Source organism: Bacillus sp. SKDU12, assembly GCF_010093085.1.
Lineage (GTDB): Bacteria > Bacillota > Bacilli > Bacillales > Bacillaceae > Bacillus > Bacillus mexicanus.
Map to the genome: position 1 here is coordinate 151,523 of NZ_MSRC01000007.1, position 24,247 is coordinate 175,769.

30 protein-coding genes and 2 pseudogenes are annotated in these 24,247 nt (G+C 42.4%); 23 read left to right on the top strand and 9 right to left on the bottom strand.

From position 1 onward, the window contains the following. Positions 1 to 16: 16 nt before the first annotated feature. On the bottom strand, positions 17 to 436 hold the full coding sequence (locus BTW01_RS07190) for a MarR family winged helix-turn-helix transcriptional regulator (protein ID WP_162102335.1): 420 nt from the start codon (positions 434 to 436) through the stop codon (positions 17 to 19). A gap of 225 nt (positions 437 to 661) precedes the next feature. Here BTW01_RS07190 and BTW01_RS07195 point away from each other — a divergent pair, with 225 nt between their 5' ends. Continuing rightward, the gene (locus tag BTW01_RS07195; protein WP_238391402.1) at positions 662 to 811 is read left to right on the top strand and encodes a hypothetical protein; all 150 of its coding nucleotides are present in this window, start codon (positions 662 to 664) and stop codon (positions 809 to 811) included. Positions 812 to 1,012: 201 nt separating this feature from the next. Here the strand turns inward: BTW01_RS07195 and BTW01_RS07200 are convergent, their stop codons facing one another. After that, positions 1,013 to 1,759, bottom strand: a complete 747-nt coding sequence (locus BTW01_RS07200; protein ID WP_162102336.1) for an SDR family NAD(P)-dependent oxidoreductase — start codon at positions 1,757 to 1,759, stop codon at positions 1,013 to 1,015. 168 nt (positions 1,760 to 1,927) lie between these two features. On the opposite strand from BTW01_RS07200, the gene BTW01_RS07205 reads away from it, so the two are divergent. From BTW01_RS07205 to BTW01_RS07210, 3 genes and pseudogenes are all read left to right on the top strand, one after another. Beyond that, complete coding sequence (locus BTW01_RS07205; protein WP_162102337.1) at positions 1,928 to 2,287, top strand: winged helix-turn-helix transcriptional regulator; 360 nt, start codon at positions 1,928 to 1,930, stop codon at positions 2,285 to 2,287. A 358-nt stretch (positions 2,288 to 2,645) separates the two neighbouring features. Then, positions 2,646 to 2,824, top strand: a pseudogene (locus BTW01_RS18420) (hypothetical protein). Further along, positions 2,782 to 2,885, top strand: a pseudogene (locus BTW01_RS07210) (recombinase); the annotation flags it as partial. The pseudogenes BTW01_RS18420 and BTW01_RS07210, both read left to right, overlap by 43 nt. A 102-nt stretch (positions 2,886 to 2,987) precedes the next feature. Here the strand turns inward: BTW01_RS07210 and sigK are convergent. Beyond that, positions 2,988 to 3,713, bottom strand: coding sequence for an RNA polymerase sporulation sigma factor SigK (gene sigK / locus BTW01_RS07215; protein WP_003226102.1), 726 nt, complete (start codon positions 3,711 to 3,713; stop codon positions 2,988 to 2,990). 197 nt (positions 3,714 to 3,910) lie between these two features. Between sigK and BTW01_RS07220 the strand changes: the two genes are divergently transcribed. Further along, positions 3,911 to 4,321: a NucA/NucB deoxyribonuclease domain-containing protein gene (locus BTW01_RS07220; protein WP_162102338.1), complete on the top strand. Its 411-nt coding sequence runs from the start codon at positions 3,911 to 3,913 to the stop codon at positions 4,319 to 4,321. A 28-nt stretch (positions 4,322 to 4,349) separates the two neighbouring features. Here BTW01_RS07220 and BTW01_RS07225 read toward each other — a convergent pair whose 3' ends face one another. After that, entirely contained in the window at positions 4,350 to 5,069 is a 720-nt protein-coding gene (locus tag BTW01_RS07225; protein WP_162102339.1) for a DUF308 domain-containing protein, read from the bottom strand. A gap of 258 nt (positions 5,070 to 5,327) precedes the next feature. Continuing rightward, a complete protein-coding gene (locus BTW01_RS07230; protein WP_162102340.1) occupies positions 5,328 to 5,954 on the bottom strand; it encodes a TVP38/TMEM64 family protein in 627 nt (208 codons plus the stop codon). 509 nt (positions 5,955 to 6,463) lie between these two features. Between BTW01_RS07230 and BTW01_RS07235 the strand changes: the two genes are divergently transcribed. Then, positions 6,464 to 7,195 (top strand): SGNH/GDSL hydrolase family protein, encoded by a 732-nt coding sequence (locus tag BTW01_RS07235; RefSeq protein WP_162102341.1) that lies wholly within the window; start codon positions 6,464 to 6,466, stop codon positions 7,193 to 7,195. 304 nt (positions 7,196 to 7,499) lie between these two features. On the opposite strand, the gene BTW01_RS07240 is transcribed toward BTW01_RS07235, so the two are convergent. After that, positions 7,500 to 7,640 carry a sporulation histidine kinase inhibitor Sda gene (locus BTW01_RS07240; RefSeq protein ID WP_003226124.1) on the bottom strand — a complete coding sequence of 47 codons (141 nt, stop codon included), beginning with the start codon at positions 7,638 to 7,640 and terminating at the stop codon, positions 7,500 to 7,502. 361 nt (positions 7,641 to 8,001) lie between these two features. Here BTW01_RS07240 and BTW01_RS07245 point away from each other — a divergent pair, with 361 nt between their 5' ends. The 8 genes from BTW01_RS07245 to BTW01_RS07280 are packed head-to-tail and all read left to right on the top strand — an operon-like array spanning position 8,002 to position 13,015. Further along, positions 8,002 to 8,520, top strand: a complete 519-nt coding sequence (locus tag BTW01_RS07245) for a YqeG family HAD IIIA-type phosphatase (RefSeq protein WP_162102342.1) — start codon at positions 8,002 to 8,004, stop codon at positions 8,518 to 8,520. Positions 8,521 to 8,523: 3 nt separating this feature from the next. Next, positions 8,524 to 9,624, top strand: a complete 1,101-nt coding sequence (gene yqeH / locus BTW01_RS07250; RefSeq protein ID WP_162102343.1) for a ribosome biogenesis GTPase YqeH — start codon at positions 8,524 to 8,526, stop codon at positions 9,622 to 9,624. Between the two features lie 18 nt (positions 9,625 to 9,642). After that, positions 9,643 to 10,485: a shikimate dehydrogenase gene (aroE, locus tag BTW01_RS07255; RefSeq protein WP_162102344.1), complete on the top strand. Its 843-nt coding sequence runs from the start codon at positions 9,643 to 9,645 to the stop codon at positions 10,483 to 10,485. Continuing rightward, positions 10,479 to 10,769, top strand: a complete 291-nt coding sequence (gene yhbY, locus BTW01_RS07260; protein WP_003226133.1) for a ribosome assembly RNA-binding protein YhbY — start codon at positions 10,479 to 10,481, stop codon at positions 10,767 to 10,769. Before aroE ends, yhbY begins: the two co-directional genes overlap by 7 nt. Positions 10,770 to 10,780: 11 nt before the next feature. After that, a complete protein-coding gene (locus tag BTW01_RS07265; protein ID WP_162102345.1) occupies positions 10,781 to 11,350 on the top strand; it encodes a nicotinate-nucleotide adenylyltransferase in 570 nt (189 codons plus the stop codon). Beyond that, on the top strand, positions 11,340 to 11,918 hold the full coding sequence (gene yqeK, locus BTW01_RS07270; protein ID WP_162102346.1) for a bis(5'-nucleosyl)-tetraphosphatase (symmetrical) YqeK: 579 nt from the start codon (positions 11,340 to 11,342) through the stop codon (positions 11,916 to 11,918). Before BTW01_RS07265 ends, yqeK begins: the two co-directional genes overlap by 11 nt. Further along, entirely contained in the window at positions 11,919 to 12,275 is a 357-nt protein-coding gene (gene rsfS, locus BTW01_RS07275; RefSeq protein WP_162102347.1) for a ribosome silencing factor, read from the top strand. Next, positions 12,272 to 13,015 (top strand): class I SAM-dependent DNA methyltransferase, encoded by a 744-nt coding sequence (locus BTW01_RS07280; RefSeq protein ID WP_162102348.1) that lies wholly within the window; start codon positions 12,272 to 12,274, stop codon positions 13,013 to 13,015. The genes rsfS and BTW01_RS07280 overlap by 4 nt, the downstream gene beginning before the upstream one ends. Before the next feature lie 65 nt (positions 13,016 to 13,080). Here the strand turns inward: BTW01_RS07280 and comER are convergent, their stop codons facing one another. Continuing rightward, entirely contained in the window at positions 13,081 to 13,902 is an 822-nt protein-coding gene (gene comER, locus BTW01_RS07285; RefSeq protein ID WP_162102349.1) for a late competence protein ComER, read from the bottom strand. 84 nt (positions 13,903 to 13,986) lie between these two features. On the opposite strand from comER, the gene BTW01_RS07290 reads away from it, so the two are divergent. From BTW01_RS07290 to BTW01_RS07300, 3 genes are all read left to right on the top strand, one after another. Beyond that, entirely contained in the window at positions 13,987 to 14,604 is a 618-nt protein-coding gene (locus BTW01_RS07290; protein WP_162102350.1) for a helix-hairpin-helix domain-containing protein, read from the top strand. Positions 14,605 to 14,670: 66 nt separating this feature from the next. After that, positions 14,671 to 15,240 (top strand): ComE operon protein 2, encoded by a 570-nt coding sequence (locus BTW01_RS07295; RefSeq protein ID WP_162102351.1) that lies wholly within the window; start codon positions 14,671 to 14,673, stop codon positions 15,238 to 15,240. 3 nt (positions 15,241 to 15,243) lie between these two features. Next, a complete protein-coding gene (locus tag BTW01_RS07300; RefSeq protein WP_162102805.1) occupies positions 15,244 to 17,574 on the top strand; it encodes a DNA internalization-related competence protein ComEC/Rec2 in 2,331 nt (776 codons plus the stop codon). Positions 17,575 to 17,613: 39 nt separating this feature from the next. Here BTW01_RS07300 and BTW01_RS07305 read toward each other — a convergent pair whose 3' ends face one another. Next, on the bottom strand, positions 17,614 to 17,748 hold the full coding sequence (locus BTW01_RS07305; RefSeq protein ID WP_003229983.1) for a YqzM family protein: 135 nt from the start codon (positions 17,746 to 17,748) through the stop codon (positions 17,614 to 17,616). A gap of 40 nt (positions 17,749 to 17,788) precedes the next feature. Between BTW01_RS07305 and BTW01_RS07310 the strand changes: the two genes are divergently transcribed. After that, complete coding sequence (locus BTW01_RS07310; protein WP_162102352.1) at positions 17,789 to 17,938, top strand: hypothetical protein; 150 nt, start codon at positions 17,789 to 17,791, stop codon at positions 17,936 to 17,938. Between the two features lie 39 nt (positions 17,939 to 17,977). Then, entirely contained in the window at positions 17,978 to 19,021 is a 1,044-nt protein-coding gene (gene holA, locus BTW01_RS07315) for a DNA polymerase III subunit delta (protein WP_162102806.1), read from the top strand. A gap of 14 nt (positions 19,022 to 19,035) precedes the next feature. Here the strand turns inward: holA and rpsT are convergent, their stop codons facing one another. After that, positions 19,036 to 19,302 carry a 30S ribosomal protein S20 gene (gene rpsT / locus BTW01_RS07320; protein ID WP_162102353.1) on the bottom strand — a complete coding sequence of 89 codons (267 nt, stop codon included), beginning with the start codon at positions 19,300 to 19,302 and terminating at the stop codon, positions 19,036 to 19,038. Between the two features lie 203 nt (positions 19,303 to 19,505). On the opposite strand from rpsT, the gene gpr reads away from it, so the two are divergent. The 4 genes from gpr (at position 19,506) to lepA (ending at position 24,201) form a co-directional block, all read left to right on the top strand. Then, positions 19,506 to 20,612, top strand: a complete 1,107-nt coding sequence (gene gpr / locus BTW01_RS07325) for a GPR endopeptidase (protein ID WP_162102354.1) — start codon at positions 19,506 to 19,508, stop codon at positions 20,610 to 20,612. A 63-nt stretch (positions 20,613 to 20,675) separates the two neighbouring features. Beyond that, positions 20,676 to 21,881 carry a spore autolysin SpoIIP gene (spoIIP, locus tag BTW01_RS07330; protein WP_162102355.1) on the top strand — a complete coding sequence of 402 codons (1,206 nt, stop codon included), beginning with the start codon at positions 20,676 to 20,678 and terminating at the stop codon, positions 21,879 to 21,881. 16 nt (positions 21,882 to 21,897) lie between these two features. Then, a complete protein-coding gene (locus tag BTW01_RS07335) occupies positions 21,898 to 22,233 on the top strand; it encodes a YqxA family protein (RefSeq protein WP_225493890.1) in 336 nt (111 codons plus the stop codon). Positions 22,234 to 22,365: 132 nt separating this feature from the next. Beyond that, a complete protein-coding gene (lepA, locus tag BTW01_RS07340) occupies positions 22,366 to 24,201 on the top strand; it encodes a translation elongation factor 4 (protein ID WP_162102357.1) in 1,836 nt (611 codons plus the stop codon). The last annotated feature ends 46 nt before the right edge of the window (positions 24,202 to 24,247 follow it).

Here is a 24,247-nt window from a genome sequence, read left to right on the forward strand (position 1 = left end):
TGAAACCTCCTGTTTTTTATAGTGACTTCCAAATCTTAACGAGAAAATCTTTAAATAATTGTCTTTCTTGTTGATTTAAAGGATCTAATACTTCTAATTCCGTCTTCATTAAAAACTCCCAACGTGAATCCAATACATTGTTACCCTTTTCCGTGATTTTAAGGCTATAGGATCTTCTGTCATTAGGATTTTTTGTTCTCTCAACAAATCCTAAAGTTTCGAGATGGTCGATATGACCGACCATAGTAGTCCGATCTATTTGCAGATTTTCAGAAATATCTTTTTGCGATGAGTAAGGGTTTCCTTTGATAAACAATAGAACTCCGTATTGTCTAGCATTAATCTCATATGGATTAAGCCCTTCAGCAAATTTGCTTTCCAGTCGTTGAAGAACTTTTCCGAGTAAAAAACCATAAGATTGATTCCATCTCTCCAATTAAGTTTGCACCTCCTGTTAATCAGTTTAACATATAATCAGTTTAACTGATTATTTTTTAGAAAACAAGGTTTAAGTTCAATTTTATTAAAGTATGTCTAACAAGAATGGTCTTCAGTTAGTAGTATTCATATTCATATGGCTATTTTAATAGACTGACTTGTTGCGGCATCAGGTGACACAACAGATGAACCTAAGGATGCTAAAAAAATAGCAGTAGCGATAATGGGAGATCCGCCAAATAAGAATAATGATTATACAGTAGAGGCTACTTGGAAAGAAAATGGGAAAACGCAAAAAGACATTATTCAAGTAAATAAAGAGATCAAACGGTCAGTTATTCCTAATATAAAAAGAATTTTAAGTTTAAGATAAAGCTAAAATACTCTCATGGCATAAAAGCAGGTAAAAAAGTTTTATTAAAAGTCAAGATATTTATTAAAACCCTTATTAATATTGGTTTCTTATTTAATGTCAGACATTATTAGAGTAAATAATAAAGGATAGATGAGCAGAATACAATCTGCTTTATCTATCCCTTTTTTGGGGACTATTTGTAATCTCTGCGCAGTGAAATTATACCTGTGCTAGCCCGCCATCTACGAACAATTCAACACCCGTCAAGTAACTGCTTTCGTCTGAAGCAAGGAAAGACACAGCGTTTGCTACTTCTTCAGGTGTCCCAACTTTTCCAGCTGGAACAGTATTTCTGCTATTTTCCATTACTTCTTCAAGTGCATCACCAAAAAGCTCATCGTAGGCAGGTGTAAGAATACCTCCTGGACTAACCACATTTACACGGATTTCAGTATCTTTTAGGTCAAGAATCCAGTTGCGAACTAGTGCTCTTAATGCTGCTTTAGATGCTCCATATACACTAAACGCTGGGTTGCCAATTGATCCAGCAGTAGAGCCCGTTACAATAATAGAACCTACTTTGTCCGGGAATAGTGATAACGCTTTTTGAACAGTAAAGATGGTTCCTTTAACGTTAATGTCGAACGTTCTATCAACCTGCTCTTCAGTAATTTCACCTAATGGAAGGAAGTTGCCGATGCCTGCATTAGCAAAAAGGATGTCCAACTTACCTTTTTCCTGCTTTATAATGTCATATAGTTTGTCTAAGTCTTCAAGCTTAGAAATATCACCTTGAACACCGGTTACGTTCTTGCCAATTTGGTTAACAGCTTTATCAAGTTCGTTTTGTCTACGTCCCGTGATATAAACATATGCACCTTCGTTTACAAATTTTTGTGCTGTAGCAAGACCAATCCCACTTGTTCCACCCGTTACAAGCGCTATTTTACCTTCAAATTTACCCATACTTAACACTCCTTTAGAATTATTTTTATTTTATGTTTAATACCTTTAAGTACTTGAAGAACAACTTACAAGATATAGTATCCTTCAGTAAGCATATTAACGGAAGTACCCACTTTTTTGTAATATAGTAACTAAAAAGTAATAAATGTGGAATGGAGAGGTTTAGTCTTGAAAAAATTCAGTTGTGGGTTTGAAGTGACAAAGGAAGTTATTGGCGGAAAATGGAAAGGTCTTGTATTATACTTTTTAATGAATGGACCAAAGAGAACGAGTGAATTAAAGCGCATTGTCCCAAATATAACTCAGAAAATGCTGATTCAAACACTTAGAGAGCTTGAAGACAGTGGACTTGTGAGCAGAAAGATGTATAATCAAGTACCACCGAAGGTTGAATATTCATCCACTGAACTTGGAGAATCTCTTAAACCTATCTTGCAGGAGCTCTGTCAATGGGGAATCCATTATGCGGAGCAAGAGTATGCAGAAGGTGAATATGAAATTGTACAACCAGAACAAGTTTCATATTAAAGATAATATAATTTCATAGAGATCTAAAGGTATTAGTCATCTTAATCAATACCTTCAGAATAAGGTTTAGGAATACTTGAACCATAATGTAATACAGCATTACCTAAAACACGGAGGACTACTTTAGATTAGATGAATCTTATTATTATTTTAACTTACTTAATTACTATAGTATTTGTAGTTTTTATCTGATATATTTTCTAAAATTACAAAAAAAGAAAAGTGGGCGTGGTATATGTCAGAAAAGAAACCGATGATTCAAACCATCGGTTTTTTTATTTGCTTTCATACTCATTGAAAATCACCTCATTAGGACAAACAGTTGTTACATAGCATTACCCAAGGGGTGATGCATTTTATGAAAGTAATAATCATCGAGGGACCGCAAGCTGACAAATGCATTAACGATTGCTATCATTATTTAATAAAACTTTATAGGAAGGAGATCCAGGGTGATAGCAATATATGTAAGGGTATCGACCGAGGAACAAGCGATCAAGGGATCGAGCATCGACAGCCAGATCGAGGCCTGCATAAAGAAAGCAGAGACTAAGGATGTGCTGAGTAGGCCGATGAAGGATTTTCTGGAGAGCTTATCAGTGATAACAAAATGATATTCATAACTCTTTTATATATTCTTTCTCTATTTCTTTTAAAAGAAATAGAGAAAGCCGGAATATGAGATCCGGCCACTTCTTTATTATTTCCCCTTCGCCTTCTTCCGCTTTTCCTTCTCCGCCCGATAAAACTCATGAAACATCTTCATCAGCGCCCGTTTTTCAATCCGCGATACATAGCTGCGCGAGATACCGAGTTCCTTGGCAATCTCACGCTGCGTTTTTTCCTTCTTCAAATCAAGCCCAAAGCGCCCGACAATCACTTCCTTCTCACGGTCATCTAAAATGTCAATGTATTGCTTTACTTTTTCAAGCTCCATATTGAGCTGAATCGTATCAATCACATCTTCATTTTCTGATTTCAAAACGTCGATCAGACTTATTTCATTCCCTTCCTTATCCTGCCCGATCGGATCATGAAGGGAGACGTCTTTTTTGGTTTTTTTCAATGCGCGCAGATGCATGAGGATTTCATTTTCAATACACCGCGCGGCATACGTCGCCAGCTTTGTCCCTTTTCCGGCGGAATAGCTTTCAATGCCTTTGATCAGCCCGATTGTTCCGATGGAGATTAAGTCCTCTGCATCTTCACCTGTATTTTCGAACTTTTTCACAATATGGGCGACCAAGCGAAGATTATGCTCAATCAGCATGTTTCTGGCATGTTCATCCCCTTTAGCCATGAGCTCTAAGTATTTTTTTTCCTCGCTGCTTGAGAGCGGTTGTGGAAAGGCATTGTTTTTCACGTAAGATACTAAAAAGACAAGCTCTTTAACAACAAAGCCGAGCGCTGCGAAAACACCTGTCATCATCGTCACCTCCACAAAAGTATGTAGGCAAAAGCCTATATGTAAATGTATGTGAGCGGGAGGCTGTCTGTGTCTGTACCGGGAAATTTCTCGCGGGTGAGCAAAGATATCGTGAGCGGCAGCCAAATTCACATTTGAAAAATATTCTTTATCCAGTGCCCATACATTGAAAGGAACAAATGTATGGGGGGATGGGGATGAAAAAATGGATGGCAGGCCTGTTTCTTGCTGCAGCAATTCTGCTTTGTTTAATCGTTCCGCAGCAAATTCAAAGCGCTTCTTTGTATGACAAAGTGTTGCATTTTCCGCTTTCTCGCTATCCGGAAACTGGGAATCATATGAAAGATGCGATTGCAGAAGGACACTCTGATATTTGCACCATCGACAGGGGCGGAGCAGATAAAAGGCGAGAGGAATCATTGAAAGGAATTCCGACGAAGCCGGGCTATGATAGGGATGAATGGCCGATGGCAGTTTGTGAGGAAGGCGGCGTTGGGGCTTCTGTCCGATATGTCACACCGTCTGATAATCGCGGGGCCGGCTCATGGGTAGGGAATCAAATGAACGGTTATCCTGACGGCACCAGAGTATTGTTTATCGTGCAGTGATCATAAAGAGGCTTTTTTATGGGCCTCTTTATGTTCCATCACGCTGAATGTTCGGGAGGGCGGTTTGCGTTTTTCGCCAATACTGGCGTGTGCCTTCGTCTCGAACAACAATACCCAGCAGTGCAAGCTCGAGACGGAATTCTTCCATATCGTCTGTGTCCTCTTCTTTCAGCGCTTTTTCGCGCGCTTTCAATAAAGCATGGTCGCCTGGCGAGAGGTCTGGTGCATCAGGTATCCACCGGCGAAATTGATCTTTAAACGGATCGCCATATGCTGTCCATTCATAATGATGCTGCCTGAAGTCCTTTTCGACGTTCGCTGGTTTTTCATCGATTTCCTCCCGAGCCAATTCATATCCGGCTGTTCCGAGAAGGACAAGCTGTTTGCGGTCGATAAATACTAAAGTGATGTCCTCGGAACGAATCGTTTGCACTTTTTTTCCTTTGATTAATTTTACTGTGTCATTTGTTATCTCTACAGACAGCAGCATGGCGATAACCGTATGAACGAACCATATCCTTGAAGACAGCCCGATAAGTGCGGTGATAAATGATGCTGGTGATCCTTGAAAAGAGGTGACCAGCCGGAGCGGTCCTTCAAAAGGATTCCACGGGAGGGATAACGCCCATTTCGCAAACTGCGGGATAAAATACCCGATTGTAAGCCCGATGATTGCAAATACGGCGTATAAAAAATATGTAGCGGTTTTCGTAACTCCAATTGTAGTGTGAGATTGATTGTGCAACATATCACCTTCTTTTACAGAAAAAATCGAATTATTTTCCATATTTTAACTTAGCGTGATGGTGAATCAAGGGTAAACTGAATGTTTTGTTATAAAAGGAGAGTAACAAAAACATAAGAAATGAATGGTGGAGGTAATGCCTAAGCTAAAGACCCGCAACTCCCTTCTGATAAGATACCGCTCTTTAAGAAACGGTACGTTTACAGGCTTCGTTCGGAGGGCGTGCGACAGAAAAGAAGGAAGGGGGCGGATAGGCTCCCCTTATTTTTTTTGCACCTTCAGCAGATGAGGAAACTTTTTATAAATGATCAGCACCATGATCAGAATATAGGCTCCGTAAATGCTGAAAGAAAGCAGTTTATTGCTGTCAAAATTGGCACCGGCAATGGTGACAACGACAATATTGGGGATTTTTCCTATAAAAGACGCGAAGAAAAAAACATGCCAGCGAACCTGACTTAGTCCGCATATCACGTTCATGACAAGAGAAGGAATGAACGGAACGAGTCTTCCTAATAAAACTGCGGCAAAAGCATTTTTGTGGAAGGAAACCTCGTAATGTTGAATGGCAGGATAGGCCTGAGCTTTTTTTCTGGCCCAATCTCTAAAGCTGTACCTGGCGAGAAAAAACAGCATCATTGTACCAAACATTGAGCCGATCAGTGTAATCCAAATCCCGTTGACTATTCCGAACACAGCTCCATTTAAGGCGGCAATCAAAGCAAACGGCACAATTGGGAAAAAGACGTCAGCAGCAATCAGCAGCATACTGAATAAAACAGAAAACATCCCTCCTGCTTTGATCGCGTCAAGCCAAGCTTCTTTCTGAAAAAAACCGACTGCGATGATTGCAATCATTACGATGATAACGATTATCTTTTTTAACATGTCTAAGGTCACTCCTAACGAAGGTGATGTCAGGAGCACAATCTCCGTCATCTAGGGTAAGTATAACTGCTGTCATTTCAGCGATTCAACTACAAGGATTGCAAACATTATTCTTTTTCACTTTGTAAAATAGGCTGTCCATCTTACTGTCGTCTGTATTATTGAGGCAGTAATGATCACGGACGTCTTGCATTTGTAAAAAGCTTTAGGTGCGCTTCATTTTTTCTAAGACACCAAAAATAATGAAAAGGACGGAATTAATGGATTAAAAAGCTCAAATCGAAATGGGGGAAATTTAAATGGTGTCGCTTCTTTCTATTAACTGTGTGTTTTTCCGATTGAAAAAAAGGGAAAAATCACCCGACATCCATATCCCGCCGCTGAGAGAATGATTTTCACTGAAGGGGATACGTTAACAAAAGGAAAAAACAGTGCTAACGAAAAAACTCTTCATTGAATGAAGGGAATCAGAGGTATAACATTAAGGTAAGGTTTTTGGGGGTGTAAAGATGAAGCGTTTTTTTATCCTTTTCCTTCTGCTGTTCGCTATAGCAGGGTGTGAGGAAAGGGGATACGAAGATGTTGTAGCATTTGGTGACAGTAATACGCGAGGCTCAAATTGGGATTATCGCGATTATCCAAAAGCACAGCAGTGGGTCAATATGTTAAAAACAGCTGAACGCGGAAAGCTTGATATACTCAATGCGGGAATTGGCGGACAGACGACAGAGGATGCCCGTCTGCGGTTTCAGACAGATGTCTTGGATCAAAAACCGAAGTATTTGTTTATTATGTTTGGTACCAATGACGCCGGGATACTGACTGAAGGCAAACCGAGAGTATCGAAGCAGCGATTTAGAGAAAACCTTGTTTATTTTGTTAAAGAAAGCAGAAAACACGGGATCAAGCCAATCCTGATGACATGTATTCCCATTGTCGAAGGAAATGGGAAACATCAGTTGTTTTACTATTCGAGATATAAAGCAGCTGCTTTTGAAGCGAAGGGCGGGGCGAGGAAATGGCACAACTCGTACAACGATATTACAAGAGATGTGTCGAAGCGCCTGAATGTCCCTCTTGTAGACAACTGGAAGCATTTTATAGAAGCAGACGGCGGCAAAGCAACTGATGAAGCGCTTATCCAATCCGGTCTGATTGATCCTTCGGGCAATCATATGACACCTAAAGGGGCAAGGGTTGTATTTGAAGGAATACAAGATGGGCAGGTTTTGAAGCACTAAGCCGGACAGAGGCCTAAGCCGTTTTACTTCTCCTACATAGGCTGTTATAAACCTTATTTAAGGAGGCGCTTCACATGTATGGCGCAGGCAGAGCATATGGATACGCTTTTATCGTTGTTTTAGTTGTTGTTCTCCTGGTTGTGGGCGGCATATATTGGTTAGCATAATGACCGTCCCTTGAAAACACCTCTTTTAGGGGTGTTTTTTGCTGAAAACAGTAGTAAAGCCCGTAACTGAAGTGATATAATATCAGTCATCTGAGTAAAAAAAGGAAATACGCCCGGAAAAAATAGACAAATTCCTATTAAGAAGATACGGAAATAATATGTCCGAGCGATCTTCTTTTTATTTCGTTTTCAATTAACTCGATAAAGTCACGGTTTAAATTCATTTCGGTGGCTTTGAAATAAGATTCTATTAGTAATTCATCAGACAGTTTTCTCATGCTAGGAACCCAATTAATGGGAGAGGCACCTCCTTAAAAGTTGGAATCATTCATGATTGAAACGCATAGACTGATAAGTTGCGTTCATCTGTGGCTGAAGTTATCTTTAATCTACCATGAATTGCATATAAGAACAATCGTTCTGTTATCCACACCAAAAAGTGGATAACTTGTGAGTATCATGTTTATAATTTGTCTAAAGATTGATGTAATAAGAGTGGATAGTGTGTGTAATTTTATCCACAACTGGTGAAGAAACCCAATTTTTGTCGAAATATTTTTGCTCAGTTTTTCATGAATCGCAAGTTCGATTTTTTTCGACAATCATTTTAAAGAGAAAGAAAAGGGAAGGGTGCGGGTTTTGTTAAAAAAGTTTTTTTTACCTGATGAGTTTGTAAAAAACATTTTTCATATTACACCTGAGAAATTAAAGGAACGAAATGTAAAAGGAATTATTACTGACCTTGATAATACGCTTGTTGAGTGGGACAGGCCGAACGCGACGCCGCGTTTGCTCGAGTGGTTTGAAGAAATGAAGGAGCACGGCATTAAAGTGACGATTGTCTCTAATAATAATGAGAGAAGAGTAAAAATTTTCTCGGAACCGCTTGGAATCCCATTCATCTATAAAGCGAGAAAACCGATGGGCAAAGCCTTTAACAGAGCGGTGCGCAATATGGAACTGAAAAAAGAAGACTGCGTTGTCATCGGGGACCAGCTGATGACTGATGTACTCGGGGGAAACCGAAACGGATACCATACTATTTTGGTTGTGCCTGTCGCTTCCTCTGACGGATTCATGACGCGCTTTAACCGTCAGGTCGAACGCAGAATACTGAGTGCTCTCAAACGAAAAGGGCACATTCAGTGGGAGGAGTAAGAAATGGAAAAGGTTGTTTGTATCGGCTGCGGAGTTGCAATCCAAACCGAAGACAAAACAGGTCTGGGATATGCGCCGCCGGCGTCGCTTGCGAAAGAAAATGTGATTTGCCAGCGTTGCTTCAGACTGAAAAACTATAATGAAATACAAGATGTTTCCTTAACGGATGATGACTTTTTAAACATCCTTCATGGTATTGGAGAAACAGATTCACTCGTTGTTAAGATTGTTGATATTTTTGATTTTAATGGCAGCTGGATCAATGGGCTGCAGCGCTTGGTGGGAGGAAACCCTGTTTTATTGGTTGGCAATAAAGCGGATATCTTGCCTAAGTCATTGAAAAGAGAGCGTTTAATCCAGTGGATGAAGCGTGAAGCGAAAGAGCTTGGCTTAAAACCGGTTGACGTATTTTTGGTCAGTGCGGGACGCGGCCAGGGGGTCAGGGAAGTAATTGATGCGATTGAGCATTATCGCAACGGCAAAGATGTCTATGTTGTCGGTTGTACGAATGTAGGGAAGTCAACCTTTATTAACCGGGTTATTAAAGAAGTGTCAGGGGAAGAAGATATTATTACGACATCCCAATTTCCCGGTACAACCCTTGATGCAATAGAAATCCCGCTGGACGACGGCTCAGCGCTTTATGATACACCGGGGATCATCAATCATCATCAAATGGCGCATTATGTCAATAAAAAGGACCTGAAAATACTATCTCCTAAAAAGGAGCTGAAACCTCGCACATTCCAGCTTAACGATCAGCAGACACTGTATTTCGGCGGACTTGCAAGGTTTGATTATGTTTCAGGGGAAAGGTCTCCTTTTATTTGCTATATGCCGAATGAGCTGATGATTCATAGAACAAAGCTTGAGAATGCAGATGCGCTTTATGAAAAGCATGCAGGGGAAATGCTCACACCTCCAGGAAAAGATGAAATGGATGAGTTTCCGAAATTGGTCGCCCATACGTTTACGATAAAAGACGAAAAGACGGACATCGTTTTCTCTGGATTAGGCTGGGTAACAGTGCATGACGCTAATAAAAAAGTAACGGCTTATGCGCCAAAAGGCGTTCACGTATTTGTCCGGCGCTCATTAATTTGATGAAAAGGGGAGAGGCGTATGAAAAAGCTGTACGGAGTTATCGGGAATCCGATTGCGCATTCCATGTCACCTGATATTCATAATGCATCATTAAAAGATCTCGGTATTGACGGGGATTACCATGCCTTCAAAGTCGAAGAGGATGATCTGGAAGATGCGGTAAAAGGAATAAAAGCACTTGGCGTACAAGGAATCAATGTGACGGTTCCGCATAAGGTTTCCATTATGGATTTTCTAGACCATATCGATGACAGTGCAAAAGTGATCGGTGCCGTAAACACAGTCAGAAGAGAGGGAGACAAGCTTGTCGGATACAATACCGACGGGGATGGCTTTGTGAAGTCATTAATCAAGGTATTGGACAAGCCCATCTCTGAATTGTCATTTCTAATGATCGGTGCAGGCGGAGCGGCAAGAGCCATTTTTACAACAATTGCCCGTCACACTCCGAAAAAGTTTGACATATGCAACCGGACGCTGGAAAAAGCCAAACAGCTTACAGAATTCACTCCCTCATTTCACAATAAAGAAGTGTTAAGCATAAAAGAAGCGGAAGAGCGGCTTGAGCGGTATGATGTTATTATCCATACAACGTCTGTAGGCATGCATCCCAACGTGGACGACGCACCGCTTTCATTACAGCGCGCAGCCCGAAGTGCCGTCGTATGCGATATCGTGTATAATCCAATTCAGACGGCTCTGTTAAAAGAAGCAAACCAAAAAGGCCTGAAAACACTCGATGGAGTGGGCATGTTTGTTGAACAGGCAGCATTGTCCTTCCAGCTGTGGACTGGGCAAGAGCCTGACATTGAAAAAATGAGATCGATTGTCATAGGAAAATTAGGAGGAACAGAATGTTAACAGGTAAACAAAAACGTTTTTTGCGCTCAAAAGCGCATCATTTAACGCCGATTTTTCAAGTGGGAAAAGGCGGGGTAAACGACAACATGATTAAGCAAATTGCTGAGGCGCTTGAAGCGCGAGAGCTGATTAAAGTCAGTGTTCTGCAAAATTGCGAAGAGGATAAAAATGATGTAGCAGAAGCTTTGGTAAAAGGAAGCCGCTCTCAATTGGTGCAGACAATCGGCAATACGATTGTGTTATATAAAGAATCAAAGGAAAATAAACAAATCGAGCTTCCGTAAAGGTGGTTGAAATGAAGAAAATCGGAATTTTCGGAGGCACGTTTGATCCTCCGCATAACGGTCACCTTTTAATGGCGAATGAGGTGCTGTATCAAGCGGGGCTTGATGAAATTTGGTTTATGCCCAATCAAATTCCGCCGCATAAACAGGACGAGGATTATACGGACAGCTTTCATCGCGTAGAAATGCTGAAGATTGCGATCCAGTCTAACCCGTCCTTTAAGCTGGAGCTGGCTGAAATGGAAAGAGAAGGGCCTTCATATACCTTTGATACCGTCTCTTTACTGAAGCAGCGTTATCCGAATGATGAGCTGTTCTTTATTATCGGTGCCGATATGATTGAATATTTGCCGAAATGGTATAAACTGGACGAGCTATTGAACCTAATTCAATTCATTGGAGTAAAGCGCCCCGGCTTTCATGTTGAAACCCCTTATCCGCTTCTCTTTGCAGACGTTCCGGAATTTGAGGTATCCTCAACTATGCTAAGAGAACGGTTTAAAAGCAAGAAGCCCACTGACTACTTAATCCCTGAAAAAGTGAAGAAGTATGTAGAGGAGAATGGTTTATATGAATCGTGAAGAGGCACTTGCCTGCGTTAAGCAGCAATTGACTGAACATCGATATATCCATACGATTGGCGTGATGGACACGGCGATCGAACTTGCGGAGCGTTTTGGAGCCGACCCTAAAAAAGCGGAAACAGCAGCTATCTTTCATGATTACGCCAAATTCCGCCCGAAAGAAGAAATGAAACAAATTATTGCGCGAGAAAAAATGCCTCCGCATTTATTAGATCATAATCCGGAGCTGTGGCATGCTCCGGTCGGCGCTTATTTGGCCCAAAGAGAAGCAGGGATTCAAGATGAAGATATTCTTGATGCCATCAGATATCATACCTCTGGGCGCCCTGGCATGACACTTTTGGAAAAAGTCATTTACGTTGCCGATTATATTGAACCGAACCGGGCATTTCCCGGTGTCGATGAGGTGCGTAAGCTTGCTGAGACAGATTTGAATCAAGCATTGATTCAAGCCATCAAAAATACGATGATGTTTCTTATGAAAAAAAATCAACCGGTTTTTCCAGACACATTTTTAACATATAATTGGCTTGTGTCTGGCAAACTGAACAGGAGGAATTTGTGAATGAACAAAACGTCCATTTTAAAGAATGCAGCTGCGGCTTGCGATGATAAACGGGCAGAGGATATTTTAGCCCTGGATATGGAAGGTATTTCATTGGTTGCTGATTATTTTCTAATCTGCCACGGGAATTCAGATAAACAGGTGCAGGCAATCGCCCGTGAAATTAAAGATCAAGCTGAAGAAAACGGCATTCAAGTCAAAAAAATGGAAGGCTTCGATGAAGCAAGATGGGTGCTCGTTGACCTTGGCGATGTGATCGTCCATGTCTTCCACAAGGACGAAAGAAGCTATTACAACCTTGAAAAACTGTGGGGAGACGCTCCGCTCGCAGATCTTGAGTTTGGGATGGAACAATGATTTACCAAGGTTTTGCAAGCGTGTATGACGAGTTAATGTCACACGCACCTTATGAACATTGGACAAAGTGGATTGAAACCTCTCTCCCGGAAAAAAGCCGTATCCTCGATCTGGCATGCGGCACGGGGGAAATTTCAATCCGGCTTGCCGAAAAAGGCTTTGAAGTCACAGGGATCGATCTTAGTGAGGACATGCTTTCCTACGCTCAGCAAAAGGTCTCTCATAACCAGCCTATTCTGTTTCTTCAGCAGGATATGAGAGAGATTACCGGCTTTGACGGTCAGTTTGATGCCGTTGTGATATGCTGTGACTCGTTGAATTATTTAAAAACGAAAAATGATGTTCTCGAAACCTTCAAAAGTGTATTTCGGGTATTAAAGCCTGAAGGCATTTTGCTGTTTGATGTTCATTCATCTTATAAAATGGCCGAAGTTTTTCCAGATAGTACATTTGCTGACCAAGACGAGGATATCAGCTATATTTGGCAGAGCTTTGCCGGAAGTGAAGAGCTTTCTGTCATTCATGACATGTCGTTTTTTGTATGGAACGGAGAAGCGTATGACCGCTTTGATGAGACGCACGAGCAAAGAACGTTTCCAGTGGATAAATATGAAGAAATGCTGGAGAACTGCGGCTTTCACCTACATCATGTGACAGCTGATTTTACGGATTCAGAGCCATCAGCACAATCAGAACGCCTATTTTTCAAGGCGCAGAAATCAAAAACCATCGTTTCCTAAGACGATGGTTTTTAAAATGCTTTTTTATGCTTTTGCATTACAGACAAAAGGATGGCATACTCGGTCTACACATGAAACTGTTTCTTCACTGCGGATATATCTTCCTCGTACTTCACATGAGTATTTTGAAATACCCGATGAAACATATCCTGCACACCGCTTTCCAGCGCTTTAATGCCTTCTCCTGTCACACCGCCCTTGACGCAGACTTTTTCCTGTAACGTGGGCAAGGTATATAATTCGGTTTCTAACAGTTTCCCCATTCCGACAAGCATTTCCTTACACATCAGAATAGCGTCCTGTTTGGACACTGACGTTTCCGCCACGGCTGCATCTATAAACCGCTGAATCAAATAGCTCATAAAAGCCGGACCGCAGCTGACGATATCTGATGCCACCCTCGTGATGTCACTTTCAATTTGGAGCGGATGGGAGATATGTCTCATCAGCCCATTGATTTTCGTTTTAGAAGATTCTCCGCAGCTTATGCCGAAAGTGACGAGAGAAACGCCTGCCAGCGCTCTGTTCGTAATACTAGGGATCACACGAGCCACTTGGCACGGCACATACTGTTCGAGCTGTTCAGTTTGAACTGGGCTTGTAATTGAAATGAGAATATGGTCTTTTCTTAAATAAGGGTACATTCTTGCTAGTAAAGGATGTATATCAAGCGGCTTCACACAAATAAAAATCATTTCGTTTTCAGAAACAAGCTCTTCCAGACTTTCTGTTACGTTTATACTGTTGTAGCGCTTTTTGATGTGCAGCGCTTTTTCAATTGTGCGGTTTGTGATTGTGATGTTTGAGGGATCGGCTGCGTTTGATTCAATAAATGATTCTATAAGGATCGTACCCATATTGCCTGTGCCGATAAAGCCTATTTTCAATGGTTTCCCCTCCTTTGGCTATTATCCTCTAAACACGATATGTGTTATGAAAATAAAATATGACGAAAGCGGGGAACATGCACGATGAAATGGTTGAATCAGCATAAGAAAGCAATTAGTTTAACTGCTTCTTTGGCTATTTTCATAGCGGTTATTTTTTTCTTTGGCACCGATAAAAACAAAGAGCCGGTAAAGCAGACTATATCAACTGAGACAGAAAATATAGAGGCGAAGAAAAAAACAGTTAAAAAGGACTCAAGCGAAACAATTGTGATAGATATCAAAGGTGCTGTCCGGCATCCTGGCGTTTATGAAATGCGAACAGGGGACAGAGTATCGCAGGCAATTGAGAAAGCAGGAGGGGCCGGTGAACAAGCAGATGAAGTGCAAGTGAATTTAGCGGAGGTTCTGCAGGACGGGACAGTAGTATACATTCCGAAAAAGGGAGAGGAAACAGCAGTGCAGCAAGCTACCTCAGGATCTGATCAAAGCGGTGAAAGGAAGGGAGCGCTGGTAAATATCAATACAGCAACATTAGAGGAATTACAGGGCATTTCAGGGGTGGGACCATCCAAAGCTGAAGCGATTATAGCATACCGGGAAGAAAACGGACGTTTCCAGACAATTGAAGATATGACAAAGGTTTCGGGAATAGGTGAAAAGTCATTCGAAAAAATAAAGTCTTCCATTACTGTAAAGTGATTTGACGGTCATGCATTATGATAGGTAAACTAAAGGTCAGGCAACACAACATTTGGAGGGAACAACGTGGAACGAATTTCATGGAATCAATACTTTATGGCTCAAAGCCATTTACTGGCGCTGCGCAGCACCTGCCCGAGATTGTCTGTCGGCGCTACTATAGTCAGAGACAAACGTATGATTGCAGGAGGCTATAACGGTTCAATAGCGGGCGGCGTGCATTGTGCAGACGAAGGGTGTTTAATGATAGATGGTCATTGTGCAAGAACGATTCACGCTGAAATGAATGCAATCCTTCAATGCTCAAAGTTCGGGGTGCCGACTGATGGAGCGGAGATTTATGTGACGCATTATCCGTGCATTCAATGCTGCAAATCTATTATTCAAGCTGGTATCAAAACGGTTTATTATGCTGAGGATTACAAAACAAATCCGTACGCACAGGAATTATTTGCACAGGCCGGTGTAACTGTTGAACAAGTGGAGCTCGATGAAATGATCGTTGATCTGAAAAACAGAGAAAAGCTTTCATTTATAGCGGGTCTTTTAGAAAAACTGGCAGATGCCGGTCTTGCAGAGGAAGATTTGAAAAAGATACATGAACAGGCGAATACACTTTTCACGAGCTATGTGTGATTGATGCGTAACGCGCGTTTAATATTGCCTTTGGCGGCAGCTTCAGCAACGGCTGGAATTACTGCCGCCGCTTATTTCTCTGCTGTTTTTCTTTTCTTCCTCCTTCTCCTCATCATTTTCATCAAAACGAGGCACGCTCTTCTCATTTTTGTTTGTTTTTTCTCTTTTCTATTGTTTTTTGTCTTGTATACAGTTACAGATTCCAGAAATGTCTCTTCCTATCAGCAGGGCACCTATCAATTTAAGGCAGTGATTAACAGTATTCCTAAAATTGACGGAGACCGTATGTCTATGGTGGTTAAGACGCCAGATGGCGAAAAATGGGCCGCTTCGCACCGCATTCAGTCTGAGGATGAAAAAGGCAGGCTGTCATATATAGAACCAGGTATGTCATGTCAATTGACTGGTTCGTTGGAAATGCCTAAACATGCAACTGTGCCGGGCACATATGATTATCACAATTATCTTTACCGGCAGCATATTCACTGGAACTATTCTGTTACATCGATTGTAAATTGCAGCGAACCTGAAAATGTCAGGCATAAGCTGCTCGGTGTGAGAAAATACATCGTATCATTCACAAACGGTCTGCTGCCTCCTGAGTCGGCAGGAATCGTACAAGCACTTACAGTCGGTGACAGATTTTATGTGGAGGACGAAGTGCTTAACGCGTATCAAAAGCTCGGTGTCATCCATCTCTTGGCGATTTCAGGACTCCATGTCGGCATTTTGATAGCTGGTTTGTTTTACATCATGATCCGTATCGGTATGACAAGAGAAAAGGCGTCATTTCTGCTGCTGCTATTACTGCCGCTCTATGTGATGCTGACAGGCGCTGCTCCTTCAGTGCTCCGCGCCGCTCTGATGTCGGGGATTTACTTAGCTGGAAGCCTCCTGAGATATCGCGTGCATTCAGCCGGTGCAATCTGCCTTTCGTATATTATTCTCTTGCTGTTCAATCCCTACCACCTCTTCGAAGCTGGTTTCCAGCTGTCATTCGCAGTCAGTTTTTCTTTAATCCTTTCCGCTTCTATTTTTCAACATGTCAAAACCCTTTTAGGCCAGCTGGCAATCGGATCGATGATCGCTCAGCTAGGCTCACTTCCTATTCTTCTGCACCATTTCCAGCAGTTTTCTATGATTAGTATACCAATGAACATGGTGATGGTTCCTTTTTATACATTCTGTGTTTTGCCGGGGGCTATAGCAGGTGTTTTTCTATTAAGCCTTTCTGCTTCAGCCGGCCGATTGTTCTTCAACTGGTTTGATTTATTGATAAGCTGGACCAACAAGCTGATCACAAAAATTGCTGAGATTGATGCGTTTATGCTCATGATTGCACGTCCTGCACCTGCTCTGCTCTTTTTGTTCACGGTCACGATCATTTTATTGTTTCTGGCGATTGAAAAACGTTCCTTTTCGCAGTTGGCGATTACTGGAGGTCTTTGCTGTGCAGTGCTCTGTCTGCTCTTTTTTTATCCGCGTTTTAGTTCTGAAGGAGAGGTTGATATGATTGATATTGGACAGGGTGACAGCATGTTTGTAGGTGCACCGCATCAACGAGGGCGCGTCTTAATTGATACAGGAGGCACCTTGTCTTACTCATCAGAGCCCTGGCGGGAAAAGCAGCATCCATTTTCACTGGGGGAAAAGGTGCTGATTCCATTTTTAACTGCCAAGGGAATCAAACAGCTTGACGCTTTAATTCTGACACATGCTGACCAAGATCATATAGGAGAGGCAGAGACTTTGCTGAAGCATCATAAAATAAAGCGCCTCGTGATACCGAAAGGGTTCGTTTCTGGACCGAAAGACGAGAAAGTGTTACAGGCAGCCAGAGAGGAAGGAGTGCCGATTGAAGAGGTGAAGCGAGGCGATGTGATGCAAATAAAGGATTTGCAGTTTCAAGTCCTGTCACCGGAAGCACCTGATCCGGCAAGCAAAAATAATTCTTCTCTCGTTCTCTGGATGCAAACGGGCAGTATGAGCTGGATTTTGACAGGTGATCTGGAGAAAGACGGGGAACAAGAGATCATGAACGTGCTTCCAAATATAAAAGCAGACATATTAAAGGTCGGGCACCATGGAAGCAAAGGTTCTACCAGTGAAGAATTCATCAAACGGCTTCAGCCAGAAACGGCCATTATCTCGGTCGGGGAAAACAACCGGTACCAACATCCTCATCAAGAAGTTCTGCAAATATTACAGAGGAATTCCATCCGCGCACTCCGCACCGACCAAAAGGGAACGATCCAATATCGATATAAAAACAGAGTTGGAACCTTTTCTGTCTATCCTCCATATGATACATCAGATATAACAGAGACGAACTAAAAAAGACTGCCGAGAAATCAGCAGCCCGGGCAGTCGCTGTTATGAACCAACTAGGTGAATAACCGTTGCCATGACAAACAAGAAGGCGAAAAATCCGAAGGACACAACAAAACCAACAGCTGAATCTACAGCATCATTTCGTTTGCTTTGAACGTTTTTTTCAAAATCATTCAACTTTATCCCTCCTGACTGATTTAAGTATAATGGAATCGTTTTGAAAAATCTAGAAGCTATGGTAACGTTTTCTGTTCTGGTGATTATCGCCTTTTTACAAGCTGTCCCGGGGGCTTGCGAACAGGCGTTTAATATAAATGGGGAAGCAGCGGTCAGGCTTCCTCTTTACTATTTTGCCAACACAATTTAGGATAGAAGAGGATGATGAATGAGAGGAAGTCGTACAACAATGGTATTTGATGTGTGGAAAAGCCTGAATAAAGGCGATGTCCATCCGGTTTATTGTTTATACGGAAAAGAGACATACCTGCTGCAAGAAACCGTCAGCAGGATCAGACAGACGGTCATTGAGCAGGAGACAAAGGATTTTAATCTATCCGTTTTTGATCTGGAAGAGGACCCACTGGATCAAGCAATTGAAGATGCTGAAACATTCCCATTTATGGGGGAGCGGCGTCTTGTCATTGTGAAAAATCCATCTTTTTTAACAGGTGAAAAGAAAAAAGAAAAAATGGAGCACAATGTCAGTGCGCTTGAAGCATATATACAATCGCCTGCGCCTTACACGGTCTTTGTCCTGCTTGCGCCGTATGAAAAGCTTGATGAGCGAAAAAAATTGACGAAAGCGTTAAAGAAGCACGCCTTTATGATGGAGGCGAAGGAATTAAACGCGAAGGAAACGACAGATTTTACTGTCAACCTTGCAAAAACCGAGCAGAAAACAATCGGCACTGAGGCTGCAGAGCATCTGGTTCTGCTTGTGAACGGACATCTGTCATCGATTTTTCAAGAGATTCAAAAGCTCTGCACATTTATTGGAGATCGCGAAGAAATTACCCTGGATGATGTGAAAATGCTTGTTGCCAGAAGCCTTGAACAAAATATTTTTGAGTTGATTAATAAAATTGTCAACCGGAAACGAACAGAGAGTCTGCAAATTTTTTATGATTTGCTCAAACAAAATGAAGAACCGATCAAAATTATGGCGCTTATTTCGAACCAATTCCGGCTGATCCTGCAGACAAAGTACTTTGCGGAACAAGGATACGGGCAAAAGCAAATCGCTTCTAATTTAAAAGTTCATCCATTTCGGGTGAAACTGGCGATGGATCAAGCAAGGCTTTTTTCAGAGGCTGAGCTCCGGTCAATTATTGAGCAGCTAGCTGTGATGGACTATGAGATGAAAACCGGAAAAAAGGACAAGCAGCTCTTGCTTGAACTGTTCCTTTTACAGCTGTTAAAAAGGAATGAAAAAAACGATCCCCATTATTGAGGATCGTTTTTATATTATGCAGAAAGTCCGTTCACTTTTTTCGCTAGTTTTGATTTGTAACGAGCTGCGGTATTTTTGTGTACAAGACCTGTTTTCACTGCTTTATCAATACGTTTAGCTGCTTCAGTAAGAGCAGTTTTCGCTTTGTCTGCTTCGTTGTTGGCAACAGAAGCTTCAACTTGTTTGATTGCAGTACGCATAGCAGATTTGATTGTCGCGTTATGAACGCGGCGTTCGTTGTTTGTTTTTGTACGTTTAATCGCTGATTTAATGTTTGGCATGTGTTTCACCTCCTAAGATACAACCTGTAGCACAGTGTCTTAAGGTTAAATCTTCTTCACAATAGAACAAATTGTATTCTATCAAACACACCTTTAGATTGCAATATAAATGTAAAGTATTTTTCGTTGAAGGATCTCTTTTTCGCATGATTTATTCAGCAAATGGCAACGATATAGGTATTGAATATGAAGGAGGCCCCCTGATGAAAAATAATGAGCTGGATGTGAATCAGTATTTGGTACGTACCGATCTAGCGGTCGAAACGAAGGAAGCGATGGCCAATCAGCAGGCTGTGCCGGTAAAAGAAATTAAAGGTTTTATTGAAAAGGAACGCGACCGCGGTGGCATTAAAATTCGCACAGTTGATATTACAAAGGAAGGCGCTGAGCTTTCTGGAAAAAAAGAAGGGCGCTATTTAACGCTTGAGGCGCAAGGGATCAGAGAGAATGATTCGGAAATGCAGGAAAAGATTTCTGCTGTCTTTGCGGAGGAATTCTCGGCTTTTCTTGAAAACCTTAAAATCTCAAAAGATGCGAGCTGCTTGATTGTTGGTCTCGGCAACTGGAACGTGACACCTGATGCATTGGGCCCGATGGCTGTAGAAAGTCTATTGGTCACAAGGCACTTATTTAAGCTTCAGCCGGAAAACGTGCAGGAGGGCTACAGGCCTGTCAGTGCATTTGCGCCAGGAGTGATGGGGATTACGGGAATCGAAACAAGCGACATTATAAAAGGTGTGATTGAGCAATCGAAGCCTGATTTTGTCATTGCCATTGATGCATTGGCGGCGCGGGCGGTGGAAAGGGTCAACACAACCATTCAAATATCCGATACAGGCATTCATCCAGGATCTGGTGTGGGGAATAAACGAAAAGATTTAAGCAAAGACACGCTCGGCGTGCCGGTCATTGCCATCGGAGTGCCGACGGTCGTTGATGCCGTAACAATCGCCAGCGATACGGTGGACTACATATTAAAACATTTTGGCAGAGAAATGAAAGATAACAGTCCGTCAAGATCGCTTGTTCCGGCCGGCATGACGTTTGGGAAAAAGAAAGTGCTCACTGAAGACGATCTTCCCGATGAAAAGCAGCGGCAATCGTTCCTCGGCATTGTCGGGACCCTTGAAGAAAATGAAAAACGCCAGCTCATTCACGAGGTTCTTTCGCCATTAGGGCACAATTTAATGGTTACGCCGAAGGAAGTTGATTCATTTATCGATGATATGGCAAATGTGCTGGCGAACGGATTGAATACAGCGCTTCATGACAAAGTGTCACAAGAAAACAAAGGCTCCTATAATCACTAAACAAGTTCTACTTCCTCTAGCTTGTTCATAGAGTAATAACTAGACAAGCGCTGGAGGGATTCAATGAGAAACAAACGCAGAAACAGACAAATTGTTGTTGCGGTAAATGGCAGGAAAGCGGTAAAAGCCATCTTTCTATTTATCGCCAGCCTTATCGTGATTTTTGTTCTATCCGGTGTGCTGACGTCTCTCCGGCCGGAGCTCAGACCGTCGTCCGACTCTTTTTACGGAATTGCTGAAGAATTGCCGGGTGACGTGTTTGCACACTTGCTGCGAATGGAGAATCATTATTTCGCTTCTGATCTTTCTCAAGCTGACAGCTCATTTCATCTCTCGCGTCTTTCTTTGAAGCTGGCGACAAGCATCAACCTCGAAGATCCGCGAAGTTTTCTCGGCCGGGAGCTGCCGGGATTTGCACAATTTGATACCGAAATTCTGTTAGCTGGACAAGGTACAGACTATACAAATATGCCTGCGGAATCTCCGCCGCCGTCTAAAGTGATGGAGGAGGAGAGAGAAGCCAATTTGGCAGTGATAGAAAAACAGCAAACACAATCAGACAACGCGCAAAAAGATCCGCCGAAACAAACGACTGGTGATAAAAAGGTAATCTTTATCTATCACACACACAATACGGAGTCGTATCTTCCTCTATTAAAAGGAGAAACAGATCCTGATATGGCGCGCCATTCTAAAGCCAACGTCACGCTTGTAGGAGAGATGCTCGGAAAAGCGCTTGAAGCCCAAGGCATTGGAGCAACAGTGAACAAAACCGATATACAGGCGAAGCTGAACAAAAAAGGATTAAACTATGCCAGATCCTATGATGAATCAAAGCCGGTCGTGAAAGATGCGCTTGCTTCAAACAAAAATCTGCAGTACATCATTGACATCCATAGAGACTCAAGGCGCAAAAAAGATACGACGGCAACGGTTAAGGGAAAAACCTATGCCCGGGTCTCTTTTGTCGTCGGCAAAAAAAGCAAAAACTTCGAAGAAAACTATAAAATTGCGAGTGAGCTTCATAAGCTGATGGAGAAAAAATATCCCGGACTCAGCACAGGTGTCTTTTCAAAAGGCTCGCCAGGCGATAACGGTGTTTACAATCAGGACTTAACTGACAGAGCGCTTTTGCTCGAATTTGGCGGAGTAGATAATAATCTCGAAGAGCTGCAGCGTGCGGCTGACGCAGCCGCGGACGTATTCAGCGAAATGTACTGGGATGCGGAAAAGGTCAACGCGGAGAGCGGCGAGACGAAAAAACAATAAGAAATAGGTGGTTGATTTGATTTACTTTGGCAAATGCCTGCTGCTTGTCACGCTCATGTTTTTAGGTGTTCTGTTCGGCATGCAGCAGGCGAATAATGGGATGCTCAGTATGAAAGGCTATCAAGACCCGTCACTTAAGGGAGCGTTCATGCTCACCGACGGGGAAAATAATGAAAAGGAAGCCTCAATCCTAGGGGAAACAGTCACTGCGAAAGATTTAGAAGAAAAACAAAAAGAGCTGGAACAGGTGGAAACGTTCAATATGTTCTCTAAAGCTGGCAAAACGCTTTCCGATACTGTGACCAACTCAGCAAAGTCAATGTATGAATGGATACGGGATATGAATCAATAGGTCGCGAAAGAGAAAAGCAGCCCAGAGATGACAGGGAACTTTTCTCTTTCTTGTTTTACATTGAATCTTTACAATCCTATTGATATAATCTAAGCTAGTGTATTTTGCGTTTAATAGTAGGAGTGATAGATTGTGACAGATAAAGAAAAGCGTTTAGAGAGGCAGTCGAGAATACGGAATTTCTCTATCATTGCCCATATTGACCACGGGAAATCGACCTTAGCGGATCGTATTTTAGAAAAAACGTCGGCAATCACTCAACGAGAAATGAAAGAACAATTGCTCGATTCTATGGATCTTGAACGTGAGCGGGGCATAACGATTAAGTTAAACTCTGTTCAGCTTACATACAAAGCAAAAGACGGAGAGGAATATATTTTCCATCTGATTGATACGCCGGGGCACGTCGACTTTACGTATGAAGTATCACGAAGCCTTGCTGCCTGCGAAGGAGCGATTCTTGTCGTGGACGCGGCACAGGGAATTGAAGCGCAGACGCTTGCCAATGTTTACTTAGCGCTTGACAATGACCTTGAAATTTTGCCAGTCATTAACAAAATCGATCTTCCGAGCGCAGAGCCTGAACGTGTGCGCCAAGAGGTAGAGGACGTCATCGGTCTTGATGCATCAGAAGCGGTTCTTGCTTCAGCAAAAGCCGGTATTGGAATTGAGGAAATTTTAGAACAGATCGTAGAAAAGGTGCCAGCACCGACAGGAGATCCGGAGGCGCCGCTCAAAGCGCTGATCTTCGACTCGCTTTATGACGCCTACCGCGGTGTCGTGGCGTATATCAGAGTCGTTGAAGGAACGGTAAAGCCGGGACAAAAAATCAAAATGATGGCAACCGGCAAAGAATTCGAAGTAACAGAAGTCGGTGTATTCACGCCGAAAGCGACTCCGACAGATGAACTGACAGTCGGTGACGTAGGCTTCCTGACTGCTTCAATCAAAAATGTCGGTGATACACGTGTCGGTGATACGATAACGGGCGCTGCTAAACCTGCAGACGAAGCACTGCCGGGATACCGCAAGCTCAATCCGATGGTGTACTGCGGTTTGTATCCGATTGATACAGCAAAATATAATGATTTAAGAGAAGCGCTTGAAAAACTTGAGCTGAATGATTCCTCCCTTCAATATGAAGCGGAAACGTCACAGGCGCTTGGATTCGGATTTCGCTGCGGATTTTTAGGCATGCTTCACATGGAAATCATTCAGGAACGGATAGAGCGTGAGTTCAAGATCGACCTGATTACGACAGCACCAAGCGTTATTTATGACGTGTATATGACAGACGGCGAAAAGGTTGTTGTCGACAACCCATCCAACATGCCTGACCCTCAAAAGATCGAAAGAATTGAGGAACCGTATGTGAAAGCGACAATGATGGTGCCGAATGATTATGTCGGCGCTGTAATGGAGCTTTGCCAAGGAAAACGGGGTAATTTTATTGATATGCAATATTTAGACGCAAACCGTGTCAGTATTGTCTATGATATGCCGTTGGCAGAGATCGTCTATGAATTTTTTGACCAGCTTAAATCAAGCACAAAAGGCTACGCGTCCTTTGACTATGAGCTGATTGGCTACAAACCGTCTCAGCTTGTCAAAATGGACATTATGCTGAACGGAGAAAAAATCGATGCCCTATCCTTTATCGTGCATCGTGATTACGCGTATGAACGAGGAAAAGTGATCGTTGAGAAGCTGAAAGAGCTTATCCCGCGTCAGCACTTTGAAGTACCGATTCAAGCGGCAATCGGCCAGAAAATCGTGGCGCGTTCTACGATAAAAGCGATGCGCAAAAACGTATTGGCTAAGTGTTACGGCGGGGATATCTCCCGTAAACGGAAACTTCTTGAGAAACAAAAAGAAGGAAAACGCCGAATGAAGCAAGTCGGCTCAGTTGAAGTGCCGCAAGAAGCATTTATGGCAGTCCTGAAAATGGACGACAGTCCGAAAAAATAATAGAAGCCGCCGCAGTCTTGTACTGCGGCTTCTTTCTGTAAAGAAG

What these genes read in the sequence shown, in the direction of transcription:
- BTW01_RS07300 (WP_162102805.1), top strand. Translation starts at nt 15,244, where the DNA reads ATGCGTAACGCGCGTTTAATATTGCCTTTGGCGGCAGCTTCAGCAACG.
- gpr (WP_162102354.1), top strand. Translation starts at nt 19,506, where the DNA reads ATGAAAAATAATGAGCTGGATGTGAATCAGTATTTGGTACGTACCGAT.
- holA (WP_162102806.1), top strand. Translation starts at nt 17,978, where the DNA reads ATGGTATTTGATGTGTGGAAAAGCCTGAATAAAGGCGATGTCCATCCG.
- sigK (WP_003226102.1), bottom strand. Translation starts at nt 3,713, where the DNA reads ATGACAGGTGTTTTCGCAGCGCTCGGCTTTGTTGTTAAAGAGCTTGTC.
- BTW01_RS07240 (WP_003226124.1), bottom strand. Translation starts at nt 7,640, where the DNA reads ATGAGAAAACTGTCTGATGAATTACTAATAGAATCTTATTTCAAAGCC.
- BTW01_RS07235 (WP_162102341.1), top strand. Translation starts at nt 6,464, where the DNA reads ATGAAGCGTTTTTTTATCCTTTTCCTTCTGCTGTTCGCTATAGCAGGG.
- yqeH (WP_162102343.1), top strand. Translation starts at nt 8,524, where the DNA reads ATGGAAAAGGTTGTTTGTATCGGCTGCGGAGTTGCAATCCAAACCGAA.
- BTW01_RS07280 (WP_162102348.1), top strand. Translation starts at nt 12,272, where the DNA reads ATGATTTACCAAGGTTTTGCAAGCGTGTATGACGAGTTAATGTCACAC.
- BTW01_RS07265 (WP_162102345.1), top strand. Translation starts at nt 10,781, where the DNA reads ATGAAGAAAATCGGAATTTTCGGAGGCACGTTTGATCCTCCGCATAAC.
- rsfS (WP_162102347.1), top strand. Translation starts at nt 11,919, where the DNA reads ATGAACAAAACGTCCATTTTAAAGAATGCAGCTGCGGCTTGCGATGAT.
- spoIIP (WP_162102355.1), top strand. Translation starts at nt 20,676, where the DNA reads ATGAGAAACAAACGCAGAAACAGACAAATTGTTGTTGCGGTAAATGGC.
- BTW01_RS07220 (WP_162102338.1), top strand. Translation starts at nt 3,911, where the DNA reads ATGAAAAAATGGATGGCAGGCCTGTTTCTTGCTGCAGCAATTCTGCTT.
- BTW01_RS07195 (WP_238391402.1), top strand. Translation starts at nt 662, where the DNA reads ATGGGAGATCCGCCAAATAAGAATAATGATTATACAGTAGAGGCTACT.
- yqeK (WP_162102346.1), top strand. Translation starts at nt 11,340, where the DNA reads ATGAATCGTGAAGAGGCACTTGCCTGCGTTAAGCAGCAATTGACTGAA.
- BTW01_RS07200 (WP_162102336.1), bottom strand. Translation starts at nt 1,759, where the DNA reads ATGGGTAAATTTGAAGGTAAAATAGCGCTTGTAACGGGTGGAACAAGT.
- aroE (WP_162102344.1), top strand. Translation starts at nt 9,643, where the DNA reads ATGAAAAAGCTGTACGGAGTTATCGGGAATCCGATTGCGCATTCCATG.
- BTW01_RS07225 (WP_162102339.1), bottom strand. Translation starts at nt 5,069, where the DNA reads ATGTTGCACAATCAATCTCACACTACAATTGGAGTTACGAAAACCGCT.
- BTW01_RS07230 (WP_162102340.1), bottom strand. Translation starts at nt 5,954, where the DNA reads ATGTTAAAAAAGATAATCGTTATCATCGTAATGATTGCAATCATCGCA.
- BTW01_RS07290 (WP_162102350.1), top strand. Translation starts at nt 13,987, where the DNA reads ATGAAATGGTTGAATCAGCATAAGAAAGCAATTAGTTTAACTGCTTCT.
- yhbY (WP_003226133.1), top strand. Translation starts at nt 10,479, where the DNA reads ATGTTAACAGGTAAACAAAAACGTTTTTTGCGCTCAAAAGCGCATCAT.
- rpsT (WP_162102353.1), bottom strand. Translation starts at nt 19,302, where the DNA reads ATGCCAAACATTAAATCAGCGATTAAACGTACAAAAACAAACAACGAA.